Source organism: Variovorax sp. GW821-FHT09A10 (assembly GCF_059418385.1).
Window position 1 is genome coordinate 1,305,182 of record NZ_JBWKPT010000001.1, and the last position, 25,205, is coordinate 1,330,386.

Below are 25,205 nucleotides of genomic sequence, written 5' to 3' on the forward strand. Positions count from 1 at the left end.
ATGTCTCCCTTTCTTTACTTGACGGCGCCGAAGGTCAGGCCTTGCACCAGTTGCTTCTGGCTGAACCAGCCGAACACGACGATGGGCGCGATGGCCATCAGCGACGCGGCCGACAACTTGGCCCAGAACAGGCCTTCGGGGCTGGAGTACGAGGCGATGAGCGTGGCCAGCGTGCCGGCCTTGGCGGAGGTGAGGTTCAACGCCCAGAAGGCCTCGTTCCAGCTCAGCACCAGGCACAGCAGGCCGGTCGATGCGAGCCCACCGACCGACAGCGGCATCACGACGTGGCGGAACTCGGTCCACAGGCTCGCGCCGTCCATGCGCGCGGCCTCGAGGATCTCGTTCGGAATGTCCTTGTAGGCGCTGTAGAGCATCCACACCATGATCGGCAGGTTCGACAGCGTGAAAACGATGGTGAGCGCGGTGAGCGAATCCAGCATGCCGGCGGTCTGAGCCAGCACGTAGATCGGCACCAGCGCACCGACAGCCGGCATCATCTTGGTGGAGAGCATCCACATGAGGATGTCGCGCGTCTTCTTCGTGCGAAAGAACGCCATCGAGTACGCGGCGGGCGCGGCGATCAGCAGGCCCAGGATGGTCGAGCCCAGGCTGGTGATGAGCGAGTTGCGCGCGTACAGCAGGTAGTCGCTGCGGCGCTGCACCTCGCCGAAGTTGTCGAGCGTGGGCTCGAAGATGAACAGCGGCGGCACATGAATGGCCTGCAGCTCCGTCTTGAAGGCCGTGAGGAACAGCCAGCCGAGCGGGAAGAACAGAAGCAGTGCCACGGCCCACGCACCGACGGTGCGCAGCAGCTGGGGAAGGAAGTTGCTGGGTTGCATGGTCGTTCCTTCAGTCGAGGTTCTTGCCGATGATGCGGATGAGGAACACCGCGACGATGTTCGCCAGCACCACCGCGAACAGCGCACCGGCCGACGCCACGCCCACGTCGAAGTTCATGAGCGACTGCTTGAAGATCATGTAGGTCATGTTCGTGCTCTCGTTGCCCGGGCCGCCGTTGGTGGTGATGGCGATCTCGGCGAACACGCTGAGCAGGAAGATCATCTCGATCATGATCACCACGGCCATCGGGCGGCCCAGGTGCGGAATGGTGAGATAGAAGAAGCGCTGGAACGAACTGGCGCCGTCCATGCGCGCGGCTTCCATCTGCTCGTGGTCGAGCGACTGCAGCGAGGTGATGAAGATCAGGCAGGCGAAGGGCAGCCACTGCCAGGCCACCATGATGATCACCGAGAACAGCGGCACGTCGGTGAGCCAGTCGACCGGCTGCGCGCCGAAGAAGCGCCACACGTCGGCCAGGATGCCGTAGATGGGGTTCATCATCATGTGCTTCCACAGCAGCGCATTCACTGCGGGCATGACGAAGAACGGCGAGATCAGCAGCACGCGCACGATGCCGCGGCCCGGGAAGGGCTCGTTCACCAGCAGCGCGAGCAGCACGCCGAACACCACCGTGATGACGATGACGCTGCCGATGAGCAGCAGCGTGTTCCACGTGGCCGGCCAGAAGTCGGGGTCGGTGACGAAGTAGTGAAAGTTCTCGATGCCCGCGAACGTGCGTTCGCCGGGCTGCATGAGGTTGTAGTTCACGAAGGAGAAGTACAACGTCATCAGCAGCGGCACGATCATCCACAGGAAGAGCGTGAGCACGGCGGGCGCCATGAGGGCGCGGGGCAGGAGTCTTTTCATGGTCTGTTCCTCTCAGGCTGCGGCCCTCTCCCCGCGGGGAGAGGGGAAGAAGCGTGGCTTACTTGTAGTAGCCGGCCTTCTTCATTTCGCGCTCGGCCGCGAGCTGCGAGGTCTTCAGCGCCTGGTCGACCGTGACCTTGCCCGACAGCGCCGCGCTCATCTGCTGACCCACCGCCACGCCGATGGCCTGGAACTCGGGAATGGCCGCGTACTGCACGCCGACGTACGGCGACTTGGGCAGGGTGCTGTCGCTGAGGTTGGCGCTGTCGATGGCCTTCTTCTCGGCGGCGGCGAACTTGGCGACCTTCTGGAACTCGGGGTTCGCGTAGGTCGACTTGCGCGTGCCGGTGGGCACCGTGCCCCAGCCGTGCTCCTTGGCGACGAGGTTGACGTACTCCTTGGAGGTCGCCCACTTCACGAAGGTCTGCGCGGCAGCGCCCTTGGTCGAGCTGGCGGGAATGGCCAGGTTCCAGGTCCACAGCCAGTTGGCGCCCTTCGGCGTGACGGCGACGGGTGCCTGCGCGAAGGCCACCTTGTCGGCCACCTTCGACTGCTTGGGATCGCTGATGAACGAGGCCGCGATGGTCGCGTCGACCCACATGCCGCACTTGCCTTCGTTGAAGAGCGCGAGGTTCTCGTTGAAGCTGTTGGCCGAGGCGCCCGGCGGGCCGTAGGCCTTCATGAGGTCGACGTAGAAGCCGATCGCGTCCTTCCAGGGCTTGGTGTCGATCTGCGGCTTCCACTGCATGTCGAACCACTGGCCGCCGTTGGTGTTGACCAGCGTGGTCAGGAAGGCCATGTTGTCGCCCCAGCCCGGCTTGCCGCGCAGGCACATGCCGTACAGGCCGCCCTTGGGGTCATGGATCTTGCCGGCCAGCTCCTTCACCTGCGCCCAGGTGGGCTGCTCGGGCATCTTGAAGCCGACCTTGTCGGCCAGGTCCTTGCGGTACATGAGCATCGAGCTCTCGCCGTAGAACGGGGCGGCGTACAGCTTGCCTTCGTGCGACAGGCCGGCGCGGATGGCGGGCAGCAGGTCGTCGGCGTCGTAGGCGGCATCGGTGGCGATGGGCTGCAGCCAGCCCTTCTTCGACCAGATCGGCGCTTCGTACAGGCCGATGGTCATCACGTCGAACTGGCCGCCCTTGGTGGCGATGTCGGTGGTCACGCGCTGGCGCAGCGTGCCTTCCTCGAGCGTGACCCACTTGAGCTTGATGTCGGGGTTCGCCTTCTCGAAGAAGGGCGTGAGCTTCTGCATCTCGATCATGTGGCCGTTGTTGACGGTCGCGATCACGAGTTCGGTGGGGGCGGCGTGGGACACAAGGCCCGTGCCGATGAGTGCGAGGGCGAGGCCCGCTTTCAGAAAGCGCTTCATGGTGTCTCCTTGGGTGAGCGACGCCTCGGTATCGTGGTCGCCGTGCCCGGATTCTGGAGAAACGCGCTTGCAGTTTTGGTATTTCGAGAGTCACCACCAGTACTCTCATGCACCAGTTGGCTAGTGAAATCCCTAGTTGATGCAATTCAGGATGGAAAACTGTCTGTCTGAAGTTCTCATGCGTGCCCGCCGCCGCCCAGCAGCTGGCGCCGGAACTGCGCCGCCGCCGGCGACAGCGCGCGGTCCTCGCGGGTGATCAGGCAGATCGGCGGCACGCGCACCGGCAGCTCCACCGGCACGGTGCGCAGCACGCCCAGCCGGGCGTAGTGGCTGGCCTGCGAGGCCGGCATGACGGCGGCCATGTCGGAGTTCTCCAGCAGCGCCGTGATGGCGATGGGCGATGCCGTTTCGATGATGTCCAGCCGCGCCTGGATGCCCGCCTCGCGCATCGCCGCCTCGAAGCGCCCGCGCTGCGGCGAGCCCGGCGGCTGCAGCACCCACGACCAGTTCGCCATCTCGGCCAGCGTGACCGTGGCCGCGCGCTCGAACACCGGGTGCGCGGCGCGCACCACGACCACCTGCGACTCGCCCAGGAGCGGCACGCTCGCGTACTTGGCCTCGTCGTGGCCGTCGGTGAGGCGGCCCAGCACGAGGTCGACGTCGCCCTGCTCCAGCTGCGCCTGCATCAGGTCGCTGGTCTCGACCACCACCGACACGGCCACCTGCGGATGGCGCAGATGGTATTCGACCAGCGCCGGCGCCAGCAGCCCGGACACGGCGCCCGGCACGCTGCCCACGCGCAGCGCGCCGCTCAGGCCCGAGCGCAGCGCGAGCATTTCCTCGCGGGCGGTGCCGAAGTCGCTGAGCACGCGGTGGGCATAGCGGATCAGGATCTCGCCGTAGGGCGTGGGCGCCATGCCGCGCGCCAGGCGCTCGAAGAGCTGTTCGCCCAGCGACTCCTCCAGCTGCTGCAGCAGCTTGGTGGCGGCCGGCTGGCTGATGTTCATGGCCTCGGCCGCGCGGCCGAGGTGGCGGTGCGCATCGAGCCGGGCCAGCAAAAGCAGCTGGCGCGGCCTCACATGCAGCATCAGCGAGGCGTCGGTGAGGCCGGGTTTCATGCACAAAAGTATATGGAGCTTCGGCCTTTTTCGATTGGATCGCGCGACCGAAGCTCCGTAGGCTCGGGCCCACAACAAGCAGGAGACGACGCGATGACCCTCTTTCCCCTGGCCCGCGGTGTCGGCCTGGCGGCGCTGCTGGCGCTGGCCGCCTGCCTGAATGCGGGCGCGCAGCCGGCCTACCCCGACAAGCCGCTGCGCATCCTGGTCGGCGCCTCGCCCGGCGGCGGCACCGACATCCTCGCGCGCGTGCTGGCCGACAAGTTCGCGCCCGTGCTCAAGCAGCCCGTGACGGTGGAGAACCGCCCCGGCGCATCGAACACCATCGCCGGCGAACTCACGGCCCGCGCACCAGCCGACGGCGCCACGCTGCTGCTGGCCACCAACACGGCGCAGGCCGTGGCGCCGCACATCCTCAAGCTCAAGTACGACCCGCTGAAAGACCTGCAACCCATCGGCCTCGTGGCCGTGATGCCCAACGTGCTGGTGGTGTCGGCCAGCTCGCCCTACAAGTCGGTGAAGGACCTGCTGGCCGCGATGGCCGCGAAGCCCGGCGGCTTCAAGTACGCATCGTCGGGCATCGGCAGCACGCAGCACGTGGGCGGCGAAGCCTTCAACCTGGCCACGGGCATGAGCTCGATCCACGTGCCCTACAAGGGCAGCTCGCAGGCGCACATCGACATCATCTCGGGCGAGGTCGAGATGATGTTCGACAGCACCTCCTCGGCCATGGGCCAGATCCGCGCCGGCAAGTTCCGCGCGCTGGCCGTGAGCGCGCCGCAGCGCTCGCCCGAGCTGCCCGACGTGCCCACGCTCGCCGAGCAAGGCGTCAAGGGCGCCGACGTATCGACCTGGTACGGCCTGTACGTGACGGCCGGCACGCCGCGTCCGGCGGTCGAGCGGCTGAGCGCCGAACTCACGCGCACGATGGGCCTGGCGGACGTGCAGTCGCGCATCAAGGCCCTGGGCGGCGAGCCCGGCACGCTGACCGGCGAACCTTTCGCTGCGATGAACCGGCAGGAGTTCGATCACTACGGCCGGCTCGTGCGCGACGCGCGCATCAAGGCCGAGTGAGGCCGTCCCTTCCTCCTTCTTTTTCTCAGACACCCGACCATGCCCATCCCCTCCTCCACCCCGCGCGTGACCTCCGCCAAACCCCGCATCGCCGTGCTGCTGGGCGACCCCAGCGGCGTCGGCCCCGAGATGGCCGTGAAGCTGCTCGCGCGCCAGCGCAACCTCGACGCCGCGCGCGTGCTGCTGATCGCCGATCCCGTCGTGCTGGCCGCGGGCGAGCGCGTGGCGGGCGCGAAGCTGGCCCCGCTGCAGGTGAACACCCTCGACAGCCTGCGCTTCGAGGACGGCCGTCCGAGCCTCCTCGTGCGCGACTGGATGGCAGGCGAGGAACCGGTGCTCGGCGCGTCGAACGAGCGCTCGGGCCGGGCCTCGTTCGAAGCACTGGAGCTGGCCACGCAGGCCGTGCGTAACGGCCAGGCCGACGCGATCCTCTTCGCGCCGCTCAACAAGCATTCGCTGCGCCTGGGCGGCCTCGTGCACGAAGACGAACTGCGCTACATGCAGGAGCGCTTCGCGGTCACCGGCTTCGTCTGCGAGTTCAACCTCACCGGGTCGCTGTGGACCTCGCGCGTGACCTCGCACATCCCGCTGAAGGACGTGGCCCGGCACATCACCGTGGAAGGCGTGCGCGACGCCGTGAAGATCATCGCGTCGGCACTGCGCCGCGCCGGCGTGGCACACCCGCGCATCGCCGTGACCGGGCTCAATCCGCACGCGGGCGACGGCGGCTCGATCGGCATGGAAGAGATCGAGATCATCGCGCCCGCCATCGAACAGCTGCGCGCCGAAGGCCACGACGCGCGCGGCCCGTTCTCGCCCGACACCGTGTTCATCGGCGCACGGCGCGGCGATGTCGATGCGGTGGTGTCGATGTACCACGACCAGGGCCAGATCGCGATGAAGCTCATGGGCTTCGAACAGGGCGTGACCTTGCACGGCGGCCTGCCCGTGCCCGTAGCCACCTCGGCCAGCGGCAGCGCCTTCGACATCGCCGGCCAGGGCATGGCGCAGATCGAAGGACTGCAGCAAGCCTTCGACCTGTGCGTGCGGATGGCAAGCGGCGCGCCGGCGCCTGCGTCCGTCGAGGCGACAGTGGCCTGAGCCACCTGGTGCCCCAAAGAAAAAGGGCCGCGTGTGCGGCCCTTCGAAGGAAAAAAGCTCAGGCGCTCGGCGGCTCGCCGTAGCTATTGGCCTCGGGCTGCGACCGCCCGACCCAGAAAAAGATCACCACGAGATTGATGAGCGGAATGATCAGGAGCAATTGAAACCAGCCGCTCTTGTCCACATCGTGCAAGCGGCGCGCCCCCGCAGACAGCGAGGGCAACAGCAACGCCAACCCCACGATGAAGCCCACGAAATCATGAATCAGGTTCGCCGAGAAAAGGACGACCAGTTGCGCCAATGCAAACCACCAGAATTCCGACCGCGACGCCCGCCCGCTGAAATCGACGTACTTGCGCAGGCACGTCTGGACTGCGGTTTGAAAATCCATCATTCACTCTCTCCTCTTGACAGGTCCCCGGGGAAATTCCCCCGGCAGATCATATCGACGCGCTCCTGCCCACAGGCCTTCGAAGCCAGCCAACCCACGGCGGGCGCTGTGCCCTAACGTGCGCTGGCTCACATCGCGACTTCGGCAATGCAGCGTGTGTCGAAGCGTCGGCCGCAGCCCAAAGAAAAAGGGCCGCTTGCGCGGCCCTCGTCGGAGAGGAAAGCAGCTCAGGCGCTTGGTGGCGCGCCGTAGGCGTTGGTCTCGGGCTGCGTCGGTTGAACGACGAAGTAGATCAGCACCAGGTTGATCAGCGGGATGATCGACAGCAGCAGGAACCAGCCGCTCTTGCCGATGTCATGCAGGCGGCGTGCACCCACTGCGAGCCCCGGCAGCAGGAGGCCCAGCGCTGCGATGGCGTACACATAGCGATGGATCAGGCTCGTCACGACGAGCACCCCGATCTGGGCCAGAAAAAACCACCAGAATTCCGAACGCGACGCACGACCGCTGAAGTCGGTGTACTTGGCGATGCACGTCTTGACCGCTGTTTGAAAGTCCATTGACTCGCTCCTCTTGATGAATCCCAGGGAAATTTCCCCAGGGCCATCATATCGGCGCACTGTGCAACGACAAACTCGGCCAAACCGGCCACCACACTGCAAACCAATGGCCTAAAGGCCTAGTGAATAGAGCCTTTGGCCAAGGCTCGCAAGCCTTGCGGTGACGTGTGCCGTCAGGCGCTCAGCCGCTGCAGCAGGCCGGCCGTCGAGGCATCGAGCCCCGAGACATCGCCCGAGGCCAGGCGCGGTTCGATGTCGCGCGCCAGCACCTTGCCGAGCTCCACGCCCCACTGGTCGAAGCTGTTGATGCCCCACAGCGCGCCGCTGGTGAACACGCGGTGCTCGTACATCGCGAGGAAGGCGCCCAGTGCTTCGGGCGTGAGCTTCTCGAACACGAAGAAGGTGCTCGGCCGGTTGCCCGGGAAGTTCTTGTGACCGCCTTCGTCGAGCTTGCCGACCATCAGCGCCTGCGCCTGCGCGAGCGCGTTGGCCAGCAGCTTGGAATGGTGGCCTTCGAGGTCGTGCGAGGCGTCGCGCACCGCCATGAACTCGAGCGGGATCACGTCGGTGCCCTGGTGCAGCATCTGGAAGTAGGCGTGCTGGCCGTTGGTGCCGGGCTCGCCCCAGAGCACGGGCGAGGTGCCGAAGGCCAGCGGCGCGCCGCTCGCATCGACCTGCTTGCCGTTGCTCTCCATCTCGAGCTGCTGCAGGTAGGCCGGCACGCGCTTCAGGGCGCTGTGGTACGGCGCGATGCTGCGGCTCGTGAAGCGGTGGAAGTTGCGGTACCAGACGTCGAGCAAGCCCAGGCGCACGGGCAGGTTCTGCTCGAGCGGCGCGGTGCGGAAGTGCTCGTCCATCGCATGCGCACCCGCCAGCAGCCGGCGAAAGCCGTCGGCGCCGATGGCCAGCGCGATCGGCAGGCCGATGGCCGACCACAGCGAATAGCGCCCGCCCACCCAGTCCCAGAAGCCGAAGGTGGTGTCGATGCCGAACTGCTTCGCGGCCTCGACGTTGGTGGTGAGCGCGGCGAAATGGCCGGCGATGTCGGTGCCGCCCGACTGCTCGTACCAGCGCTTGGCCGAGCGCGCGTTCGTCATCGTCTCGGCCGTGGTGAAGGTCTTCGACGCGACCAGGAACAGCGTGTGCTCGGGCGCCAGGCCCTTGAGCACGCCCGCCAGCTCGTGGCCGTCGACGTTCGAGACGAAGTGGAAGCGCTTGCCCGGCGCCACGAACTCCGCGAGCGCCAGCACCGCCATTTGCGGGCCGAGGTCGGAGCCGCCGATGCCGATGTTGACCACGTCGGTGATCGTGTGGTCGCTGCGCACCTTCTCGGCGTAGGCCAGCATGGCGTCGAGCGTGGCGTGCACCTCGCGCAACTCATGGGCCGTCTGGCGGCCGGTGGCCGCGTCGGCCGGCGCGCGCAGCAGCGTGTGCAGCACGGCGCGGTCTTCGGTGTTGTTGATGTGCGCGCCCGCGAACATGGCGTCGCGGTGGGCTTCGAGGCCGCATTCGCGCGCCAGTGTGAACAGCAGCGCCTCGGTGCGCGCGTCGATCAGGTTCTTCGACAGGTCGGCGAAGACGTGCGGCGCCTCCTGGCTGAAGCGCGCGAAGCGCCCGGCGTCGTCCACGAAGGCATGGCGAAGGTCGAACTGGCGGCCGGCCGTGTCGAAGCTGGACTGCAGTTGCGCCCAGGCCGGCGCGCGGTCACAGCGCAGGGTCATGGTCATGTTTACTTGCCGCTTTCCTGCATGAGCTTTTCGAGCTTCACGGCGTCGGCTGCGAAGGCGCGGATGCCTTCGGCGAGCTTCTCGGTGGCCATGGCGTCTTCGTTGAGCGCGAAGCGGAAGCCGGCTTCGTCGTAGCTCACCTTCTCTGCGTTGCCGCTCGCGGCAGCCTTGGCGTCGAGCGCGTGCGTGAGCGGCTCGTTGCTCGCGGCCAGCTCGGCCAGCAGTTCGGGGCTGATGGTCAGCAGGTCGCAACCGGCGAGCGCCTGGATCTGCCCCACGTTGCGGAAGCTCGCGCCCATGACCTCGGTCTTGATGCCTTGCTGCTTGTAGTAGTTGAAGATTTCACGCACCGACTTCACGCCGGGGTCGTTGGCGCCCGCGCTGGCGGCTTCGTCCCACTTCGCACCGGCCGACTTCTTGTACCAGTCGTAGATGCGGCCCACGAAGGGCGAGATGAGCTGCACGCCGGCCGCGCCGCAGGCCACGGCCTGCGCGAAGGAGAACAGCAGCGTGAGGTTGGTGCGGATGCCCTTCTGCTCGAGCAGGCGCGCAGCCTCGATGCCTTCCCAGGTGGAGGCGACCTTGATCAGCAGGCGCTTCTCGGTGTCGATGCCTTCGGCCTTGTACAGCGCCACGATGCGCTCACCACGGGCCACGGTGGCGGCGGTGTCGAACGACAGGCGGGCGTCGACTTCGGTGGACACGCGGCCCGGGATGATGGAAAGGATTTCGGTGCCGAAGCGCACCAGCAGGCGGTCGATGACCTCGTCGAGCGGCTTGCCGGCGTGGGCCTTCACGGTCGCGTCGAGCAGCGGCCGGTACTCGGCCTTCTGCACGGCCTTGAGGATCAGCGACGGGTTGGTGGTCGCGTCCTGCGGCTTGGAAATGCTGAGCTGCTTGAAGTCACCGGTGTCGGCAACCACGGTGGTCCACTGGCGGAGTGCATCGAGTTGGTTCATGAAATCAATTATCCGGGGAGGGGTGTGACAAGTCCTGCACGCAGTTGCGCGGCGGTCGATGTTTTCATGCGAACCGTAGCACGGGTTTTCGCGAAGCTCCATCGGCCTGCAGCGCGAAGGGTTGTCGGCCGCCCTGCCCTACAGGGGCTGTGGTCCCTGGCTGACGGCAGCCGGCCGCGGCCGGGGGCACCCTGAACCTGACGCGGCATCCACGCCGAACGACCTTTTCCAGGAGCTCCGATGACCCCTCGCCCCCAACCCGCCACCGGCCGCCCCTTCGACGACCGCCGCACCAGCCACGCGATCGGCGCCATGGCCACCGCCTTCGTCGTAGGCGGCGTGGCCACCTGGCTTGCGCTGGGCGCCGCGCGCACCGCCCGTGCCCGGCCTGCCGGCCCGGCCGACGGCGCCCCGCTGATGCGCGCGCCGCTGCAGGTGGTGGCGCCGGTCGACCTGCACCGCTATGCCGGCGTCTGGCACGAACAGGCGCGGCTGCCCAACCGCTTCCAGACACAGTGCGCCGGCCCGGTGAGCGCCGAGTACACGCCGCAGCCCGACGGCACCGTGCAGGTGCGCAACCGCTGCGTGCGCGACGACGGCAACTTCGACGAGGCCATCGGCAGCGCGCGCGTGGTGCCCGTGGCCGGCCAGCCCGGCGCGGGACGGCTGCAGGTGCGCTTCGCCCCTGCCTGGATGGGCTGGCTGCCGCTGGTGTGGGGCGACTACTGGATCTTGAAGCTCGACCGCGACTACCAGATGGCACTGGTCGGCACGCCCGACCGTGAGTACCTTTGGGTGCTGTCGCGCGCGCCGCGCCTGGAGGACGACGCGCTGCAGGCCGAGCTGGACTACGCCCGCAGCCTGGGGTTCGACACCGACAAGGTCGTGCTCACCGGCAGGTAGCGCTGCAGCTGTGACGGCAGCATGGCCGGCGCAGTGCAGTGGATGGCGTGCCACCCGAAGGCGCGGGCCATCTCGACGTTGGCGGCCGAGTCGTCGATGAACACGGTCTGCTCGGGCTCGAGGCCGTGGCGCATGGCCAGCAGCTCGTAGATCTCGCGCTCGGGCTTGAGGAACTTCACGTCGCCCGAGAACACGCCGCCGTCGAAGCGCCGCATGAAGGCGTGCCGGCGCTCGAGGGCGCGGGCGAACGGCACGGGCATGTTCGACAGGTAGTACAGCCGCAGCGGCTCGCCAGCATCGCGCTGCACGAGCAGCTCTTCGAGCATCGCGACCGTGACGTCGATCGGCGCCAGCCGCTCCCCGAGCCCGTCGAGCATGGCGTGCAGCGACTCGGCCGGCAGCGCCAGCCGCGCCGACATGCGGGCGATGGCATCGTCCAGCGTGCGGGTGCCGCAGTCGAAGCCGGTCCAGTCGTCGTGATGGAAAAGGGCCCGGCCCAGGGCCGCGGCGGCGGCGTCAGTGGGGGCGTGAGAGGGGAGATGGGCCTGGACCAGCCGTGCCGGCTCCCAGGCGAACAGCACGGCGCCAAGATCGAAAACCACGTTCATGGCGCCATTGTTTCATGCGCCGGGCACCACGCTCACGCCATGGGTTCCGAGCGACAGGGTGGTCTGCGTGCCGGCCGCCAGCGGGCGCGACAGGTCGGTCGAGACCACGAAGACCGGCCCCAGCGGCGTGTCGAAGCCGTATTCGTAGAAGCTGCCCAGGTACGCCGACTTGCGCAGCGTGGCGGGCAGGCCGTCGAGCGCGCCGATGTCCCAGGCCTCGGGCCGCACCGCCACCTTCACCGTGCCGGGCGCCACCGCGTAGCGCGGCTGCAGCCGCAGCGGGCCGAGCGTGACGCTGCCGTCGGCCTGCGCCACGGCCGGGAACACCATCGCCTCGCCCATGAAGCCGGCGACGAACTCGCTCTCGGGCCGGCCGTAGAGCTGCTCGGGCGTGCCGCGCTGGGCGATCACGCCGTGGTCCATGACGATGATCTGGTCGCTCACGGCCAGCGCCTCGCTCTGGTCGTGCGTCACGTAGGCCACGGTGAGCTTCAGGCGCTGCTGCAGCGAGCGGATCTCCTCGCGCATCTCGCGCCGCAGGCGGGCGTCGAGGTTGGACAGCGGCTCGTCGAACAGCAGCACCGCCGGTTCGAGCACCAGCGCGCGCGCCAGGGCCACGCGCTGCTGCTGGCCGCCCGACAGCTCGCTGGGCAGGCGCTCGTCGAAGCCGACCAGGCCCACGCCCCGGAGCGCCTCGCGCGCCCGCGCCGTGGCCTCGTCCTTCTTCACGCCGCTCATGCGCAGGCCGTAGCCCACGTTCTCGATCACGTTCATGTGCGGGAACAGCGCATAGCTCTGGAACATCATGCTCACGTTGCGCTCGCCCGGGCCGAGCGTGGTGACGTCGCGCCCCCCCATGAAGATCGAGCCCGAGGTCGGCGATTCGAGCCCCGCGATCATGCGCAGCGTGGTCGTCTTGCCGCAGCCCGAGGGGCCGAGGATGGTGGTGAGCGTGCCCACGGGCACCTCGAAGCTGATGCCCTTGACGGCCATCGGCCCGTTCTTGTCGGTGCCGTAGCGCTTGGTGACGTTGCGGAATTCGATGCCGTTCATGCCGAGAGGCTTTCCATTTTGTGATGTCCCTGATGCGGGGGTGTCGCCCCGCGCCGTCCCAGCTTGCGCTCCCCCACCACGAACTGCACCAGCGCAATCGCCAGCGACATCAGCACCATGAGCACCGTGCAGTACGCGAGCGCAATGCCGTAGTCGCCATTGCCGACGCGGCCGATGATGTAGGTGGTGGCCAGTTCGTTCTCGGCCGTGACCAGGAAGATCACGGCGCTCACCGTCGTCATGGCGCGCACGAAGCTGTAGACCAGCGCGGCCACCAGCGCCGGCTTGAGTAGCGGCAGCACCACCCTGAACAGCGTCTGCGAGGTCGAGGCGCGCAGCATCAGCGAGGCTTCGTCGAGCGAGCGGTCGAGTTGCTTGAAGGCCGCCGTGCCCGCCCGCACGCCCACCGGCAGATTGCGGAACATGAAGCACAGCACGATGATCAGCCCGGTGCCCGTGAGTTCGAACGGCGGCACGTTGAAGGCCAGGATGTAGCTCACGCCGAGCACCGTGCCCGGGATCGCAAAGGCCAGCAGCGCGCCGAACTCGAAGGCGCCCTGCCCCTTGAACTCGTTGCGCGCCAGCAGCCAGGCGATCAGCAGGCCCAGCGCCGCGGTGATCGGCGCCGAGATGCCGGCCAGCTTCAGCGTGGTGATCAGCGAATTCCACGCGGTGCCGGCCCACACCAGCCCGAACTGGCCCCACTCCAGCGCGAAGGCGCTCTTGAAGTGGTTCAGCGTGAAGCTGTAGTCGCGCCCCCAGGTCTGCACGAAGCCGCCCGCGAAGGCGAACAGGTAGACCACGGCGGTGAAGGCGATCCACGGCAGCGCGATGCACTGGATGGTGCGGCGCACGCCGTCGGGCAGCGCCATCGCGATACCGGCGTCGCCCTTTCCGCTCACCGTCGTGTAGTTCTGCTTGCCGAGCAGCCCGCGCTGCAGCGCGAACACGCCGAGCGCGAACAGCGTGAGCACCCAGGCCAGCGACGCGGCGCGGCCCTGGTCGTACTGCGCGCCGACGATGGCAAAGAAGATGTCGGTCGACAGCACCGAGAACTGCCCGCCCACCACCACCGGGTTGCCGAAGTCGGCAATGCTCTCGATGAAGCCGACCAGGAAGGCGTTGGCCAGCCCGGGCTTGAGCAGCGGCAGCGTCACAGTGAAGAAGGCGCGGCGCCGGTCGGCGCGCAGCATCTGCGCGGCTTCTTCCAGGCTGGGCGCGATGCCCTGCACCACGCCGCGCATGATCATGAAGGCAATGGGCGTGAAGGCGAACAGCTGTGCCACCAGCACGCCCGGCATGCCGTAGAACCAGCGCGTGGGCTCGATGCCGAAGACGTTCTCCAGCACTTGGTTGACGATGCCCGCGCGGCCGAACAGCAGGATCAGCCCCAGGCCGACGACGAACGGCGGCGTGATGATCGGCAGCAGCGCCAGCACCCGCAGCACGCCCTGTCCGCGCCGGTTGCCGCGCTCGGCCATCAGCGCCATCAGCGTGCCCAGGAAGGTGGTGCCGGCCGCGGTGAGCAGCGCCAGCACCAGCGTGTTCCACGCCACGCCGCAGCGCACCCCGCCCGCCAGGCAACCCAGGCCCCAGATGCGCTCGGTGAACACGCGCGCCGCGAAGGCCGTGATCGACCACTGCCCGTCTTCGTTGAAGAAGGCGCCCGACAGCGCCCGGCTCACCGGGTAGGCGATGAACAGCGCCATCAGCACGCCGCAGCCAACGACCGAGGCAGCCACGAACAGGTCGCCCTTGAACAGGCCGAGCCGCGCCATGCCGAAGGCCGCCAGCAGCACCAGCGCCGTGAGCGCCACGAAGCCGCCCGCGCCGATGCCGAACTGGTTGACCGCCAACTCGCCGAACTGGGTGTTGAGCGCCGCGACGCTCCAGCCGCGCGCGCCGATGGTGAAACCCGCCACGGCCAGGCCGACGGCGCCGATCGCGCCGCCCGCCAGCAGCCAGCGCCCCTGCGCCTTGCCGGCCGGCAAGGCCGCACCGACGGCGCACAGCAGCAGCCCGGCCAGCCCGATGAAGAGCCAGCTGCGGCCCTGCGTGGCCGCCTGCATCAGGCCGTTGGCACCTTCTGCACTGCCGAACACCTGCGGAACGGCTTCGTACCAGGTCGAATCCTGGATCGCATACCAGGGCAGCACGAGGTAAGCCGCCAGGCCCAGCGCGACCCAGGCCCAGATCCAGCGCCGCGCGCGCCGGGCGGCGGCCAGGGACGCCGGGTTGGCCGGCGCGCCTTCGTTGGAACGCGCCTGCACTTAGCGCGGCAGCGAGTTGACGTCTTTTTCCCAGCGCGCGATCAGGCGGCGGCGCTCGGCGCTGGCGCCGTACTTGGCGTAGTCGTAGTTGATGAACTTGATCTTCTTGAAGTCAGGAATGCGCGGGTCGAGCTTGGCGCTCGCGTTGCTGGGCAGTTGGAACTGCTTGTTGGCGGCCCCCAGCTCCTGCGCGGCGGGCGTGAGCGCCCATTCGTAGAACTTCTTGGCCGCATCGAGGTTGCGCGCGCCCTTGATGATGCTCATGGAGCCGATCTCGGCGCCCGTGCCGTCGCTGGGCGTGATGGTTTCGACGGGGAAGCCCTGCATCTTCTCGCCGGGGCCGTCGTGCACGAAGCTGATGGAGATCGCGGTCTCGCCGCGCGCCACCGCTTTGATCGGGCCGGTGCCCGAGCGCGTGTACTGGCCCACGTTCTTGTGCAGCGCCTTGAGGTAGTCGAAGGCCTTGTCCTCGCCCATGAGCTGCACCAGCGTGGCGATCATGGTGTAGGCCGTGCCGCTCGATGCGGGGTTGGCCACCTGGATGTCGCCCTTGTACTCGGGCTTGAGCAGGTCGCCCCAGGTCTTGGGCACGGGCAGCTTCTTCTTGGCCAGCAGCTCGGGGTTGTAGCCGAAGCCCAGCGGGCCCGAGTAGATGCCCACGGTCTTGTAGCCCGACTGCTTGGCCTGCTGCTGGGCCCAGGGATGCAGCTGCGTGAGCGTGGGCGACTTGTATTCGAGCGTAAGCCCCTGCTCGGCCGCCTGCAGGTGCGGGTCGCCCGTGCCGCCGAACCAGACGTCGGTCTTGGGGTTGTCCTTCTCGGCGATGAGCTGGGCCAGCGCCTCGCCAGAGCCCTTGAGCGCCATGTTGATGCGCACGCCCGTGGTGCGGGCGTAGACGGTGGAGATCACGTTGCACCACTCGGCCTGGACCGAGCAGATGACGTTGACGGTTTGCGCCGACGCTGCGGCCGACAGACCCAGCAGCGCGGCTGCCGTGAAAAGCTTCTTCATTGGTATTCCCCTGCCTCGGCAATAAAAAAAGGCCTTGCGGCCTTGGGTCAGCGTAGCTTTAGTACAGGTGTGCCGAATCGGTAGAAGTACCATCGCGACTGGCACACGGCCTGCTCTGCATCCAGACAAAAGGAAAGTTTTCTCATGAGCTTCGATCTCGTTCTGTTCGGCGGTACTGGCGACCTTGCGTGGCGCAAACTGATGCCTGCGCTGTTCCAGGCCTTCAGGCACGGCAGCCTGCCGCAGGACGGGCGCATCGTCGGCGTGGCACGCGACGACCTGTCCGACGACCAGTACCGCGAGCTGATCCAGTCGCGCTTCAGCGCCGTCGAAGGCGCCAAGCGCCCCTCCCCCGAAGAGTTCAAGAAGTTCGCCTCCATGCTGCACTACCTGCGCATGGACCTGTCCAAGCCCGCCGACTACGCCAGCCTGGCCGACCTGCTCAAGCAGCGCGACGCCAAGACGGTCGTGATGTACGTGGCCACGGCGCCCGCGCTCTTCACGCAGGTGGTCGAGCAGATCGCCGCCGCCGGGCTCAACGGCCCGCGCACCCGCGTCGTGCTCGAGAAGCCGCTGGGCCACGACCTGGCCTCCAACCGCGCCATCAACGCCGCGGTGGGCAAGGTGCTCGAGGAAAAGCAGGTCTTTCGCATCGACCACTACCTGGGCAAGCCTTCGGTGCAGAACCTGTTCGCGATGCGCTTCGGCAATGCGCTGTTCGAGCCCATCTGGCGCCGCGAGCACATCGCCAACATCCAGATCACCATGGCCGAGGACCTGGGCGTGGAAAAGCGCGGCGCCTTCTACGACCAGACCGGCGCGCTGCGCGACATGGTGCAGAACCACGCGCTGCAGCTGCTGTGCGCCGTGGCCATGGAGCCGCCCATCAACGCGCACGCCGACGCCATCCGCGACGAAAAGCTCAAGGTGCTGCGCGCCCTCAAGCCCTGGACGCCCGAGACGCTCGGCCTGCACGCGGTGCGCGGCCAGTACACGGCCGGCACGGCCTACGGCGAGCGGGTGCAGGGCTACCGCGACGAGCCGGGCGTGAACCCCGACAGCCGCACCGAGACCTTCGTGGCGCTGCGCACCGAGATCGCCAACTGGCGCTGGGCCGGTGTGCCCTTCTACATCCGCACCGGCAAGCGGCTGGCCTCGCGCGACGCGCGCATCGAGGTCAACTTTCGCCCCACGCCGCACGCCATCTACCGCGCGCCGGCGGGCAACGTGAACAAGCTGGTGATCAACCTGCAGCCGAAGGACGGACTGGAACTGCACATGCTCGCGCAAGCGCAGGACAACCGCCAGCGCGGCGGCAACGGCCACGCCAGCGCCGCCCAACTGGCGCCGGTGCAGCTCGACCTGGACTTCGACAAGCGCTTCGGCGCCGAACGCGTGGGCGCCTACGAGCGCCTGCTGCTCGACGTGATCGACGGGCGCCTGAACCTGTTCGTGCGCAGCGACGAGCAGGAAGAAGCCTGGCGCTGGGTCGAGCCGCTCATCGACTCGTGGGAGTCCGACGGCGGCCCGCGCCCCTATGCAGCCGGCACCTGGGGCCCCAGCGCGTCGAGCGCCATGATCGCGCGCGACGGCTTCGCCTGGGGCGAGGAGCAGTAACGCAGCAAGGCTGCGCGGCCTTCCTTCAGCCGAACTGAAGGCAGCGCATGCCGAGCGTGCCCGACTGGAAGCCTTCGTAGACCGTCTTTGCGCGCTCGCCCGGCGCCGCAGCGCCCAGGGCATACAGGAAGGGGAAGTAGTGGTCCGGCGTGGCCACGGCGGTCGACGCCCCCTCCAGTTTCTCGTAGCCGATCAGCGCACGGTCGTCCCGGCCGGCCAGCGCGGCCTTCACCGCATCGTCGAACGACTGCGCCCACGGGCGGCTCGCCTTGGGCCCGTCGGGCGTGCCACGGTCGGTGGCGCGCAGGTTGTGCACCACGTTGCCGCTGCCCATCACGAGCACACCCTGGTCGCGCAAGGCTGACAGGTCGCGCCCCACCGCATGATGGAACGCCGCCGGCTTGTCGTAGTCGATGCTGAGCTGGAAGACCGGCACGTCGGCCTTCGGGTACAGGTGCTTCAGCACGCTCCAGGTGCCGTGGTCCAGCCCCCACTGCTCGGTGGCGATCACGGGCGTCTGCTTGACGGCACCGATCGCTTCGCGCGCCAGTGCAGGATGACCGGCCGCGGGGTACTCGATGTCGAACAGCGCCTGCGGGAAGCCGCCGAAATCGTGGATCGTCTTGGGCCGCGTCTGCATCGTGACCCCGGTCGCCCCCTGGCTAAGCCAGTGCGCCGACACGCTGAGGATCGCCGTGGGGCGCGGCAGTTCGCGGCCCCAGGCCGCAAGGCGGCGCGTGAAGGCGTTGTCCGCGAGCGCGTTCATCGGCGAGCCGTGGCCGATGAAGATGACGGGCATGCGGCGCGCCGATGCTGCGCCGGCCGCGTGCGCGATCCCGGTCATCGACGCGAGCGCGGCGGTGGCGCCCAGCGCCGAGCCCATGAGAAAGCCGCGGCGGCCGAGCAGGCGGGTCATCGGGGTGGAGATCATCGTGTCAGGGGGTGTGGATTCGGGGCCAACCCGGGACTGTGCAACAGAGTGAAGGCTGGGAAAGTGCGTTTACGCACACCGTGCGGCGCAAGGTCCCTGGTTCACGGCACGAATGCACGCAGGCGCTCGCCCAGCGGCGCCAGGAAATCGCGCAGCAAGGGCTCGCGCATCAGCGTGTCCAGGTAGCCCGGCGCCAGTCGCCCGTTCTCCGCATACACCGCCAGCACGCGCAGGCTCTCGCCGCACAGCACGGTGGTCGCGTGGACGTCGCCCTGCCGCTCGCAGGCGCTCGCCATGTCGCGCAGCAGCGCCGTGGCATCGTCGGCATCGGGCGCCCATTGCTGGCCGTAGAGCCGGGCCAGCCGCTGCGCATCGGCGGACGGCACGTCGGGGAAGACCAGCGGCAGCAGGCGTTCGCGCACATGGGCCAGCGCCATCACATCGGTTTCCGCGAGGCCCGTGACATGACGGCTCGCCGGATGATTCAGACTCATGCCGAGGTTGGCGAGCCGCGCACCGCCGCGCACCAGTTCCAGCAGCAGGCCGAGCCATGCGAACCGGCCGAGCGTGGCGTCGAAGCCGAGCCCGCGTTGCTGGATGCGGGGCAGCGACAGCATCAGGCCGCCCATCAGCAACGGTTGTTCGTGCGGCAAGTGGGCCAGCAGCGCGGCCATGATCTGGTCATGCATCTCCGGCAGCCGCTGCATCGGCGGTTCTGCGCCGCCATCGCGGGTGTACCAGGCACCGACCGCCCCGACCTCCGGCGACGTCCGCAGGAACGCGGACTGCACCTGCAAGCGCTCGGGCGCATAGCACACAGTCGGCGACCACAAGGCCAGCGCATCGCCGCACGCCTGCATCAGCCCCCATTGCGCGGCCGCCGCCCAACCCATCGGGACGGACGCCTGCAACAGCAGCAACCCGGCCAGCCGCGGATCGGCGACCATGCGCGCGCGAACCACGTCGACAGTGGCGTCGGTGGAGCCGTCGTCCACAACGATGATCTGGTGCGGTGCGAGGCCTTGCTCGGCGATCGATGCCAGGGCCTCTGCAACGTTCGCTTCGTCGTCGCGCGTCACCATCAAGACCGACACCTGCGAAGCAGGTCCACCATCGTTCAGCGCCTGCTGCCCCACCCATCGCTGCCGAGCCGCCGCGAGATAGCGCTGCATCGCACCCGCCAGCACCTCATGCTGCGGCGGCAAGGACTGCAGCGCCCGCGGCCCGGCGATTTCCAGTGCGCGCCGCCGTGGCGCATCGGCCACCAGTGCGCGCACACGCTCGACCAGCTCGTCCTTCGTGCACCCTTCGACCGCGTCGCGCAGCACCTGCGGAATCTCGGAATGCGGATACAGCTCCGACACCACGGCCTTGCGATGCCGCAGCAGGATCGACAGGCGCGGCAGCTCGACGGTGCTGGAGTGATCGGCCTTGCGCATGTTCAGTCCGACCTTGGCGCGCGGCAGCAAGGCGTCGCGCTGCGCTGGCGTCCATGCCTTGCCGAAGGGATAGGCCACGCGCAATCCGGCGGCCGTCAGCGCTTCCAGCACCTGCAGCCGCCGGGGCGTCGTCTCGCCGAAGAAGATGACGTCGATGTCCTGCTGCGCATCGTCCAGCACTTCGGACGCCGGCACCAGCGGCGTGGCCAGCGGCTCGAAGCCCGGGCCCACGTAGTCGGATCGATGGATGCCCAGCGCCGGGTGGTGCACCATGTTCTCGAGGCTGTACTCCCACACGTGGGCGCGCTGCAGCAGCCGCTGGTAGCCGGGCATCTCCGCGAGCAACGCAGGCAGGGCCGGCTCGAAGTTGACGACGATCGCGTTCGGCGGCAGCTCGTCGTCCGAGGGCAGGCTCAGGCCCATCGCGAAGAAGAAGAGATTGATGTCGTCGTTGTCGACACCCGGCCCTGGCGCGATGCTTGTGGTGTAGCCGAGGCGTTCGCAGGCGAGGCGAAAGCCCTCCATCACCTCCTGCACGTTCTCATTGCCCAACGAGCAGAAGCGCAGGTGCGGCCGGTACGGAAAGTCCGCCGGCCAACCCTGCGGACTGCCGCCTTCACTCACAAACGGCCTTCCTCCACCGCGTGGCAGGCCACCTGCACGCCCTTCAAGCTCAGCAGCGACGGTCGCTCCGACGAGCAGCGCGCATTGGCATGCGGGCAGCGCGGATGAAAGGCACACCCCGTCGGCGGGTTCAGCGGATTCGGCACCTCGCCCTGCACCGGCGTGCGCGCACGGCCGGTGTGCTTCATCTGCGGGATCGCGTCGAGCAGCATGCGGGTGTACGGATGCTGCGGCTCGGCGAAGAGCTTCTGCTTGTCCGCCACCTCGACCAGCCGGCCCAGGTACATCACGCCGACCTGGTCGGCCACGTGGCGCACCACGGCGAGGTTGTGCGAGATGAACAGGTACGTCAGGCCCTGCTCGCGCTGCAGGTCCTTCATGATGTTGAGCACCTGCGCCTGCACGCTCACGTCGAGCGCGGAGGTGGGCTCGTCGCACACCAGGAACTCGGGCTGCGTGGCGAGCGCGCGCGCAATCGAAATGCGCTGGCGCTGGCCGCCCGAGAACTGGTGCGGGTACTTGCTCATGTCCAGCGGCGAGAGACCGACCGACTGCAGCAGCTCGCCCACACGCTGGCGCAGCGCGTCCTTGTCGCTCAGGATGCCGTGCTCGCGCAGCGGCTCGCCGATGATGTCCTCGACGATCCAGCGCGGGTTGAGGCTCGCGTAGGGGTCCTGGAAGATCATCTGGATGCGGCGGCGCAGCTGCCGGCCTTCGGGCGTCTTGAACGCGGCGTGCGCGTCCTGCCCGTCGAACTGCAGGCCGCCGCGGGTCGGCGCATAGAGGCCGACCAGCAGGCGTGCCACGGTGCTCTTGCCACAGCCCGATTCGCCGACCAGCGCGAGCGTCTTGCCGCGCTCGATCGAGAAGCTCACGCCGTCGACCGCGTGCAGCAGCACGCGCGGCTTGCGTTCGAGCACGCGGTTGAGCCAGGGCGGCGAGACGTCGAAGGTGCGCGCGAGGTCGTGCGCGACCACGAGCGGCTCGCCGGTCTTTGCTGCCGCGGCGTCCTTGCGGGGTTCGATCACGGCGCTCATCGGGTCACCTCCGCGAGGGGTTCGGCCGCCTCGGGCGTGGCGCGCTCGCCGGCCGCCAGGGCGTCGTGGTGCTGGGCGGCGATCTCAGCTCGGCCCGCATGCGGGTCGGCGGCGTCGTGCAGCCAGCAGGCGGCGCGCGTGGCGCCTGCATGCATCAGCTCGGGCCGTTCGGTCAGGCAGCGTGCGAAGGTGCGCGGGCAGCGCGGGTTGTAGGCGCAGCCGGTCGGAATGGCATTGAGCCGCGGCATGGCGCCGTCGATCTGGTTGAGCCGTTCGCGGTCGCTCGTCATGTCGGGGATCGACGCCATCAGGCCCGAGGTGTAGGGGTGCGCGGGCTGGTGGATCACCTCGTGCACCGGGCCGATTTCGGCGATGCGGCCCGCATACATCACGGCCACGCGGTCGCAGGTCTCGGCGATCACGCCCATGTCGTGCGTGATGAGCATCACTGCCGCACCACGCTCTTTGCAGACCTGCTTGAGCAGCTGGATGATCTGCGCCTGGATCGACACATCGAGCGCGGTGGTCGGCTCGTCGGCCACGATGAGCTTGGGCTCGGCGGCGAGTGCGAGCGCAATCACCACGCGCTGGCGCATGCCGCCCGAGAACTGGTGCGGGAAGTGGTCGATGCGCTGTTCGGCGGCGGGAATGCCGGTGTCCTGCAGCAGGCCGATGGCACGCTTGCGCGCCTCCGACTCGGTCACCGGCAGGTGGGTGCGGATGGTCTCGATGAGCTGGCGGCCCACCGTGTACAGCGGGTTCAGCGAGGTCAGCGGATCCTGGAAGATCGCGCCGATCTTGCGGCCGCGGATGGGGCGCATCGCATCGAAACCGAGGTTGTCGATGCGCTGGCCCTCGAGCAGGATCTCGCCGCCGGCCACGCGGCCCGGCGGTTCGAGCAGGCCGATGATGGCCGCGCCGGTGAGCGACTTGCCTGCACCCGATTCGCCCACCACGCCGAGGATTTCACCGGGCGCGATGTCGAAGGAGATGCGGTCGAGCGCGCGCAGCGTGCCGCGGCGGTTCGGAAATTCGACGACGAGGTCTTTGACCTGGAGCAGCGTCATGGGGGCGTTCTCCTTTTCTGTTCAGCGCAAGCGCGGGTTCAGCGCGTCGCGCAGCCAGTCGCCGAGCAGGTTCACGCTGAGAGCGATCAGCACCAGCATCAGGCCCGGGAACACCGTGATCCACCATTCGCCCGAGAACAGGTACTGGTTGCCGATGCTGATGAGCGTGCCCAGCGAGGGCGAGGTCGGCGGCACGCCGACACCCAGGAACGAGAGCGTGGCCTCGGTGATGATCGCGGTCGCGACCTGGATGGTGGCCAGCACCATCACCGGCCCCATCACGTTGGGCAGCACGTGGCGCAGCATGATGCGCAGCGGCGCCACGCCGGTGACGCGCGCGGCCTGCACGTACTCCTTGTTGCGCTCCACCAGCGTGGAGCCGCGCACGGTGCGCGCGTACTGCACCCAGCCCGTGAGCGAAATCGAAATGATCAGTACGCCGAAGGCCAGCGATTCGTGCGCGCTCGGAAAGAGCGCGCGGCCGACGCCGGCGATGAGCAGCGCTACGAGGATGGGCGGGAACGACAGCATCACGTCGCACACGCGCATGAGGAAGGAGTCGAGCCAGCCGCCGAAGAAGCCGGCCAGCAGGCCGAGCACCACGCCGACGACGACGGACAGCACCACCGACACCACGCCGACGATCAGCGAGATGCGGGCGCCGTAGATCACGGCCGACAGAATGTCTCGGCCCTGGTCGTCGGTGCCGAGGATGTATTTGGTGGAGCCGTCGGCGCTCCAGGCCGGCGGCAGCCGGGCATCGCCGAGTTCGAGCGTGGCGAGGTCGAAGGGGTTGTGCGGCGACACCCATCCGGCGAACACCGAACAGAAGACGCACACCAGCGCAATGACGGCAGCGGCGATCGCCACCGGCGAGGTTCGGAAGCTGTAGCCGACATCGCTGTCGAGCCAGCGGGCAAGGGTTCTTTTCATCGCCGGGCCGCGTGGGGGTTATTTTTCATCGTGAGGCAAAAAAGAATGGGCCCGCAAGAAGCGGGCCCATGGTCGGGCCGCTCAGGCAGCGGCCCACGGTCGACTTACTTGATGCTCATCCACTTGAAGTACATGAAGTTGTCGGCCAGTTGCACCAGCTCGACCTTCTTGCTCACGCCCCAGGCCAGCGACTGCTGATGCAGCGGCAGGTGGCCGATGTCCTCGGTGTGGACCTTGAAGGCTTCCTTGATCATCTCGTTGCGCTTGGCCTTGTCCGACTCGGACTGGATCTTCTTGGTCAGCTCGTCGAGCTTCGGGTTGCAGTAGGCGCCCAGGTTGAACTGGCCCGTGCCCTTGTCGTCGGGGCACGAGGTGAGCGAGCTCAGCGCGTTGTGCGAGTCGTAGGTGGTCGGGGTCCAGCCCAGCATGTAGAAGCTGGTGTCGCGGCGCAGGATCTTCGGGAAGTAGGTGCCCTTGGTCTCGGCCACGAGGTTGATCTTGACGCCGATCTTGGCCAGGTTGGCGGCAACGCTCTGGCAGATCTGGCCGTCGTTGACGTAGCGGTCGTTCGGGCAGTTCATCGAGACTTCGAAGCCGTTGGGGTAGCCGGCTTCGGTCAGCAGCTTCTTGGCGGCATCGACGTCGAAGGGCAAGCGCTTGTCCTGCTCGGCGGTCCAGCCGTTGATGCCCGGGCCGACGAGCAGCGCGGTGGGCTTGGAGGCGCCGCGCATCACGGTGCGCTGGATGCCGGCGATGTCGATGGCCTGATAGAAGGCCTGGCGCACGCGCTTGTCCTTGAACGGGTTCTTGCCCTTCACGTTCGAGTACTGCAGCTCATCGCGCTTCTGGTCCATGCCCAGGAAGATGGTGCGCATCTCGGGGCCGGTGATGACGCGGGCGTTGGGCGCGGCGTTGATGCGCGCGATGTCCTGCACGGGCACGGGCTCCATCACGTCGACTTCGCCGGAGACCAGCGCGGCCACGCGGGTCGCGGGGTTGGCGATGGGCGTGAACACGATCTCCTGCGCGTTGCCGTCGATCTTGCCCCAGTAGGTGCCGTTGCGCGTGAACACGGTGCGCACGTTGGGCTGGCGTTCGCGCACGCGGAACGGGCCGGTGCCGTTGGCCTTGAACGAGGCGGTGTTCTCGATGCCCTTGCGGCGGTCGACGGGCTTGGTGGCCTGGTTTTCCTCGCACCACTTCTTGCTCATGATCATGGTGAGCGAGATCACGTCGGGCAGGATCGGGAAGGGGCCGTTGGTTTCGATTTCGACGGCGAGATCGCCGACCTTGCGCACGGCCTTGATCTCGCTGAGCGTGGCCTTCATGTCGGAGCCGTCGCCCTGCGCACGCGCAAAGCTGAACACCACGTCGTCGGCGCTGAACGGCGTGCCGTCATGGAACACCACGCCTTTGCGCAGTTCGAAGCGCCACACGTTCGGCGAGGTCTGCTTCCAGCTGGTGGCCAGCAGCGGTGCCAGGCTCAGGTCCTTGTTGCGGCCCACGAGAGTTTCATAGACGTTGGCGGTGACGCTCAGTTGCAGCGACTCGTTGAGCGAGTGCGGGTCGAGCGACAGGGCATCGCCCTGGTTCGCGATGCGGATGGTCTGCGCACTGGCGACCATGCTGACGGCGCTCAGAGCGCACAGGACAGCGACCGCAGCCGCTTGCTTCTTGAAACTCATGGGAACACTCCTCGGGTT

The 25,205-nt window shown here is 68.0% G+C and carries 22 protein-coding genes; 4 read left to right on the top strand and 18 right to left on the bottom strand.

The window, feature by feature from the left end; genetic code table 11:
• Positions 1–14: 14 nt before the first annotated feature.
• From AC07Q9_RS06245 to AC07Q9_RS06260, 4 genes are all read right to left on the bottom strand, one after another.
• Positions 15–839, bottom strand: a complete 825-nt coding sequence (locus AC07Q9_RS06245) for a carbohydrate ABC transporter permease (protein WP_013539656.1) — start codon at positions 837–839, stop codon at positions 15–17.
• A 10-nt stretch (positions 840–849) separates the two neighbouring features.
• Positions 850–1,707, bottom strand: a complete 858-nt coding sequence (locus AC07Q9_RS06250) for a carbohydrate ABC transporter permease (RefSeq protein WP_495308062.1) — start codon at positions 1,705–1,707, stop codon at positions 850–852.
• A gap of 58 nt (positions 1,708–1,765) precedes the next feature.
• Positions 1,766–3,079 carry an ABC transporter substrate-binding protein gene (locus AC07Q9_RS06255; RefSeq protein ID WP_492679525.1) on the bottom strand — a complete coding sequence of 438 codons (1,314 nt, stop codon included), beginning with the start codon at positions 3,077–3,079 and terminating at the stop codon, positions 1,766–1,768.
• Between the two features lie 176 nt (positions 3,080–3,255).
• On the bottom strand, positions 3,256–4,197 hold the full coding sequence (locus tag AC07Q9_RS06260) for a LysR family transcriptional regulator (protein WP_495308065.1): 942 nt from the start codon (positions 4,195–4,197) through the stop codon (positions 3,256–3,258).
• Positions 4,198–4,290: 93 nt separating this feature from the next.
• Between AC07Q9_RS06260 and AC07Q9_RS06265 the strand changes: the two genes are divergently transcribed.
• Positions 4,291–5,271 (top strand): Bug family tripartite tricarboxylate transporter substrate binding protein, encoded by a 981-nt coding sequence (locus AC07Q9_RS06265; RefSeq protein ID WP_495308067.1) that lies wholly within the window; start codon positions 4,291–4,293, stop codon positions 5,269–5,271.
• A 39-nt stretch (positions 5,272–5,310) separates the two neighbouring features.
• Positions 5,311–6,372: a 4-hydroxythreonine-4-phosphate dehydrogenase PdxA gene (locus tag AC07Q9_RS06270; RefSeq protein ID WP_495308069.1), complete on the top strand. Its 1,062-nt coding sequence runs from the start codon at positions 5,311–5,313 to the stop codon at positions 6,370–6,372.
• 58 nt (positions 6,373–6,430) lie between these two features.
• Here AC07Q9_RS06270 and AC07Q9_RS06275 read toward each other — a convergent pair whose 3' ends face one another.
• From AC07Q9_RS06275 to tal, 4 genes are all read right to left on the bottom strand, one after another.
• Complete coding sequence (locus AC07Q9_RS06275; RefSeq protein WP_495308071.1) at positions 6,431–6,763, bottom strand: DUF805 domain-containing protein; 333 nt, start codon at positions 6,761–6,763, stop codon at positions 6,431–6,433.
• A gap of 227 nt (positions 6,764–6,990) precedes the next feature.
• Positions 6,991–7,323: a DUF805 domain-containing protein gene (locus tag AC07Q9_RS06280; RefSeq protein WP_489059052.1), complete on the bottom strand. Its 333-nt coding sequence runs from the start codon at positions 7,321–7,323 to the stop codon at positions 6,991–6,993.
• A 173-nt stretch (positions 7,324–7,496) separates the two neighbouring features.
• Positions 7,497–9,050 carry a glucose-6-phosphate isomerase gene (gene pgi / locus AC07Q9_RS06285; protein WP_495308074.1) on the bottom strand — a complete coding sequence of 518 codons (1,554 nt, stop codon included), beginning with the start codon at positions 9,048–9,050 and terminating at the stop codon, positions 7,497–7,499.
• 2 nt (positions 9,051–9,052) lie between these two features.
• Complete coding sequence (tal, locus tag AC07Q9_RS06290) at positions 9,053–10,009, bottom strand: transaldolase (RefSeq protein WP_095743726.1); 957 nt, start codon at positions 10,007–10,009, stop codon at positions 9,053–9,055.
• 240 nt (positions 10,010–10,249) lie between these two features.
• On the opposite strand from tal, the gene AC07Q9_RS06295 reads away from it, so the two are divergent.
• A complete protein-coding gene (locus AC07Q9_RS06295) occupies positions 10,250–10,912 on the top strand; it encodes a lipocalin family protein (protein WP_495308076.1) in 663 nt (220 codons plus the stop codon).
• Here the strand turns inward: AC07Q9_RS06295 and AC07Q9_RS06300 are convergent.
• From AC07Q9_RS06300 to AC07Q9_RS06315, 4 genes are read right to left on the bottom strand one after another with little or no spacing between them, the layout of a single operon-like run.
• Complete coding sequence (locus tag AC07Q9_RS06300) at positions 10,858–11,520, bottom strand: HAD family hydrolase (RefSeq protein ID WP_062472655.1); 663 nt, start codon at positions 11,518–11,520, stop codon at positions 10,858–10,860. The genes AC07Q9_RS06295 and AC07Q9_RS06300 overlap by 55 nt on opposite strands.
• 12 nt (positions 11,521–11,532) lie before the next feature.
• A complete protein-coding gene (locus AC07Q9_RS06305; protein ID WP_095743724.1) occupies positions 11,533–12,573 on the bottom strand; it encodes an ABC transporter ATP-binding protein in 1,041 nt (346 codons plus the stop codon).
• Positions 12,570–14,843, bottom strand: coding sequence for an ABC transporter permease (locus AC07Q9_RS06310; protein WP_495308080.1), 2,274 nt, complete (start codon positions 14,841–14,843; stop codon positions 12,570–12,572). Before AC07Q9_RS06310 ends, AC07Q9_RS06305 begins: the two co-directional genes overlap by 4 nt.
• Positions 14,844–15,854, bottom strand: a complete 1,011-nt coding sequence (locus AC07Q9_RS06315; protein WP_495308083.1) for an ABC transporter substrate-binding protein — start codon at positions 15,852–15,854, stop codon at positions 14,844–14,846.
• 144 nt (positions 15,855–15,998) lie between these two features.
• On the opposite strand from AC07Q9_RS06315, the gene zwf reads away from it, so the two are divergent.
• The gene (gene zwf / locus AC07Q9_RS06320) at positions 15,999–17,471 is read left to right on the top strand and encodes a glucose-6-phosphate dehydrogenase (protein WP_070059994.1); all 1,473 of its coding nucleotides are present in this window, start codon (positions 15,999–16,001) and stop codon (positions 17,469–17,471) included.
• Between the two features lie 25 nt (positions 17,472–17,496).
• On the opposite strand, the gene ygiD is transcribed toward zwf, so the two are convergent.
• The 6 genes from ygiD to AC07Q9_RS06350 all read right to left on the bottom strand — a co-directional run bounded on the left by ygiD (position 17,497) and on the right by AC07Q9_RS06350 (position 25,187).
• Entirely contained in the window at positions 17,497–18,402 is a 906-nt protein-coding gene (ygiD, locus tag AC07Q9_RS06325) for a 4,5-DOPA-extradiol-dioxygenase (protein WP_495308085.1), read from the bottom strand.
• A 101-nt stretch (positions 18,403–18,503) separates the two neighbouring features.
• Positions 18,504–20,378 (bottom strand): glycosyltransferase family 2 protein, encoded by a 1,875-nt coding sequence (locus tag AC07Q9_RS06330; protein ID WP_495308088.1) that lies wholly within the window; start codon positions 20,376–20,378, stop codon positions 18,504–18,506.
• An 83-nt stretch (positions 20,379–20,461) separates the two neighbouring features.
• A complete protein-coding gene (locus AC07Q9_RS06335; RefSeq protein WP_159278461.1) occupies positions 20,462–21,502 on the bottom strand; it encodes an ABC transporter ATP-binding protein in 1,041 nt (346 codons plus the stop codon).
• Positions 21,499–22,569: an ABC transporter ATP-binding protein gene (locus AC07Q9_RS06340; protein WP_495301699.1), complete on the bottom strand. Its 1,071-nt coding sequence runs from the start codon at positions 22,567–22,569 to the stop codon at positions 21,499–21,501. Before AC07Q9_RS06340 ends, AC07Q9_RS06335 begins: the two co-directional genes overlap by 4 nt.
• 21 nt (positions 22,570–22,590) lie before the next feature.
• Positions 22,591–23,502 carry an ABC transporter permease gene (locus AC07Q9_RS06345; protein ID WP_492679499.1) on the bottom strand — a complete coding sequence of 304 codons (912 nt, stop codon included), beginning with the start codon at positions 23,500–23,502 and terminating at the stop codon, positions 22,591–22,593.
• A gap of 104 nt (positions 23,503–23,606) precedes the next feature.
• A complete protein-coding gene (locus AC07Q9_RS06350; protein WP_495308091.1) occupies positions 23,607–25,187 on the bottom strand; it encodes an ABC transporter substrate-binding protein in 1,581 nt (526 codons plus the stop codon).
• Positions 25,188–25,205 lie beyond the last annotated feature (18 nt).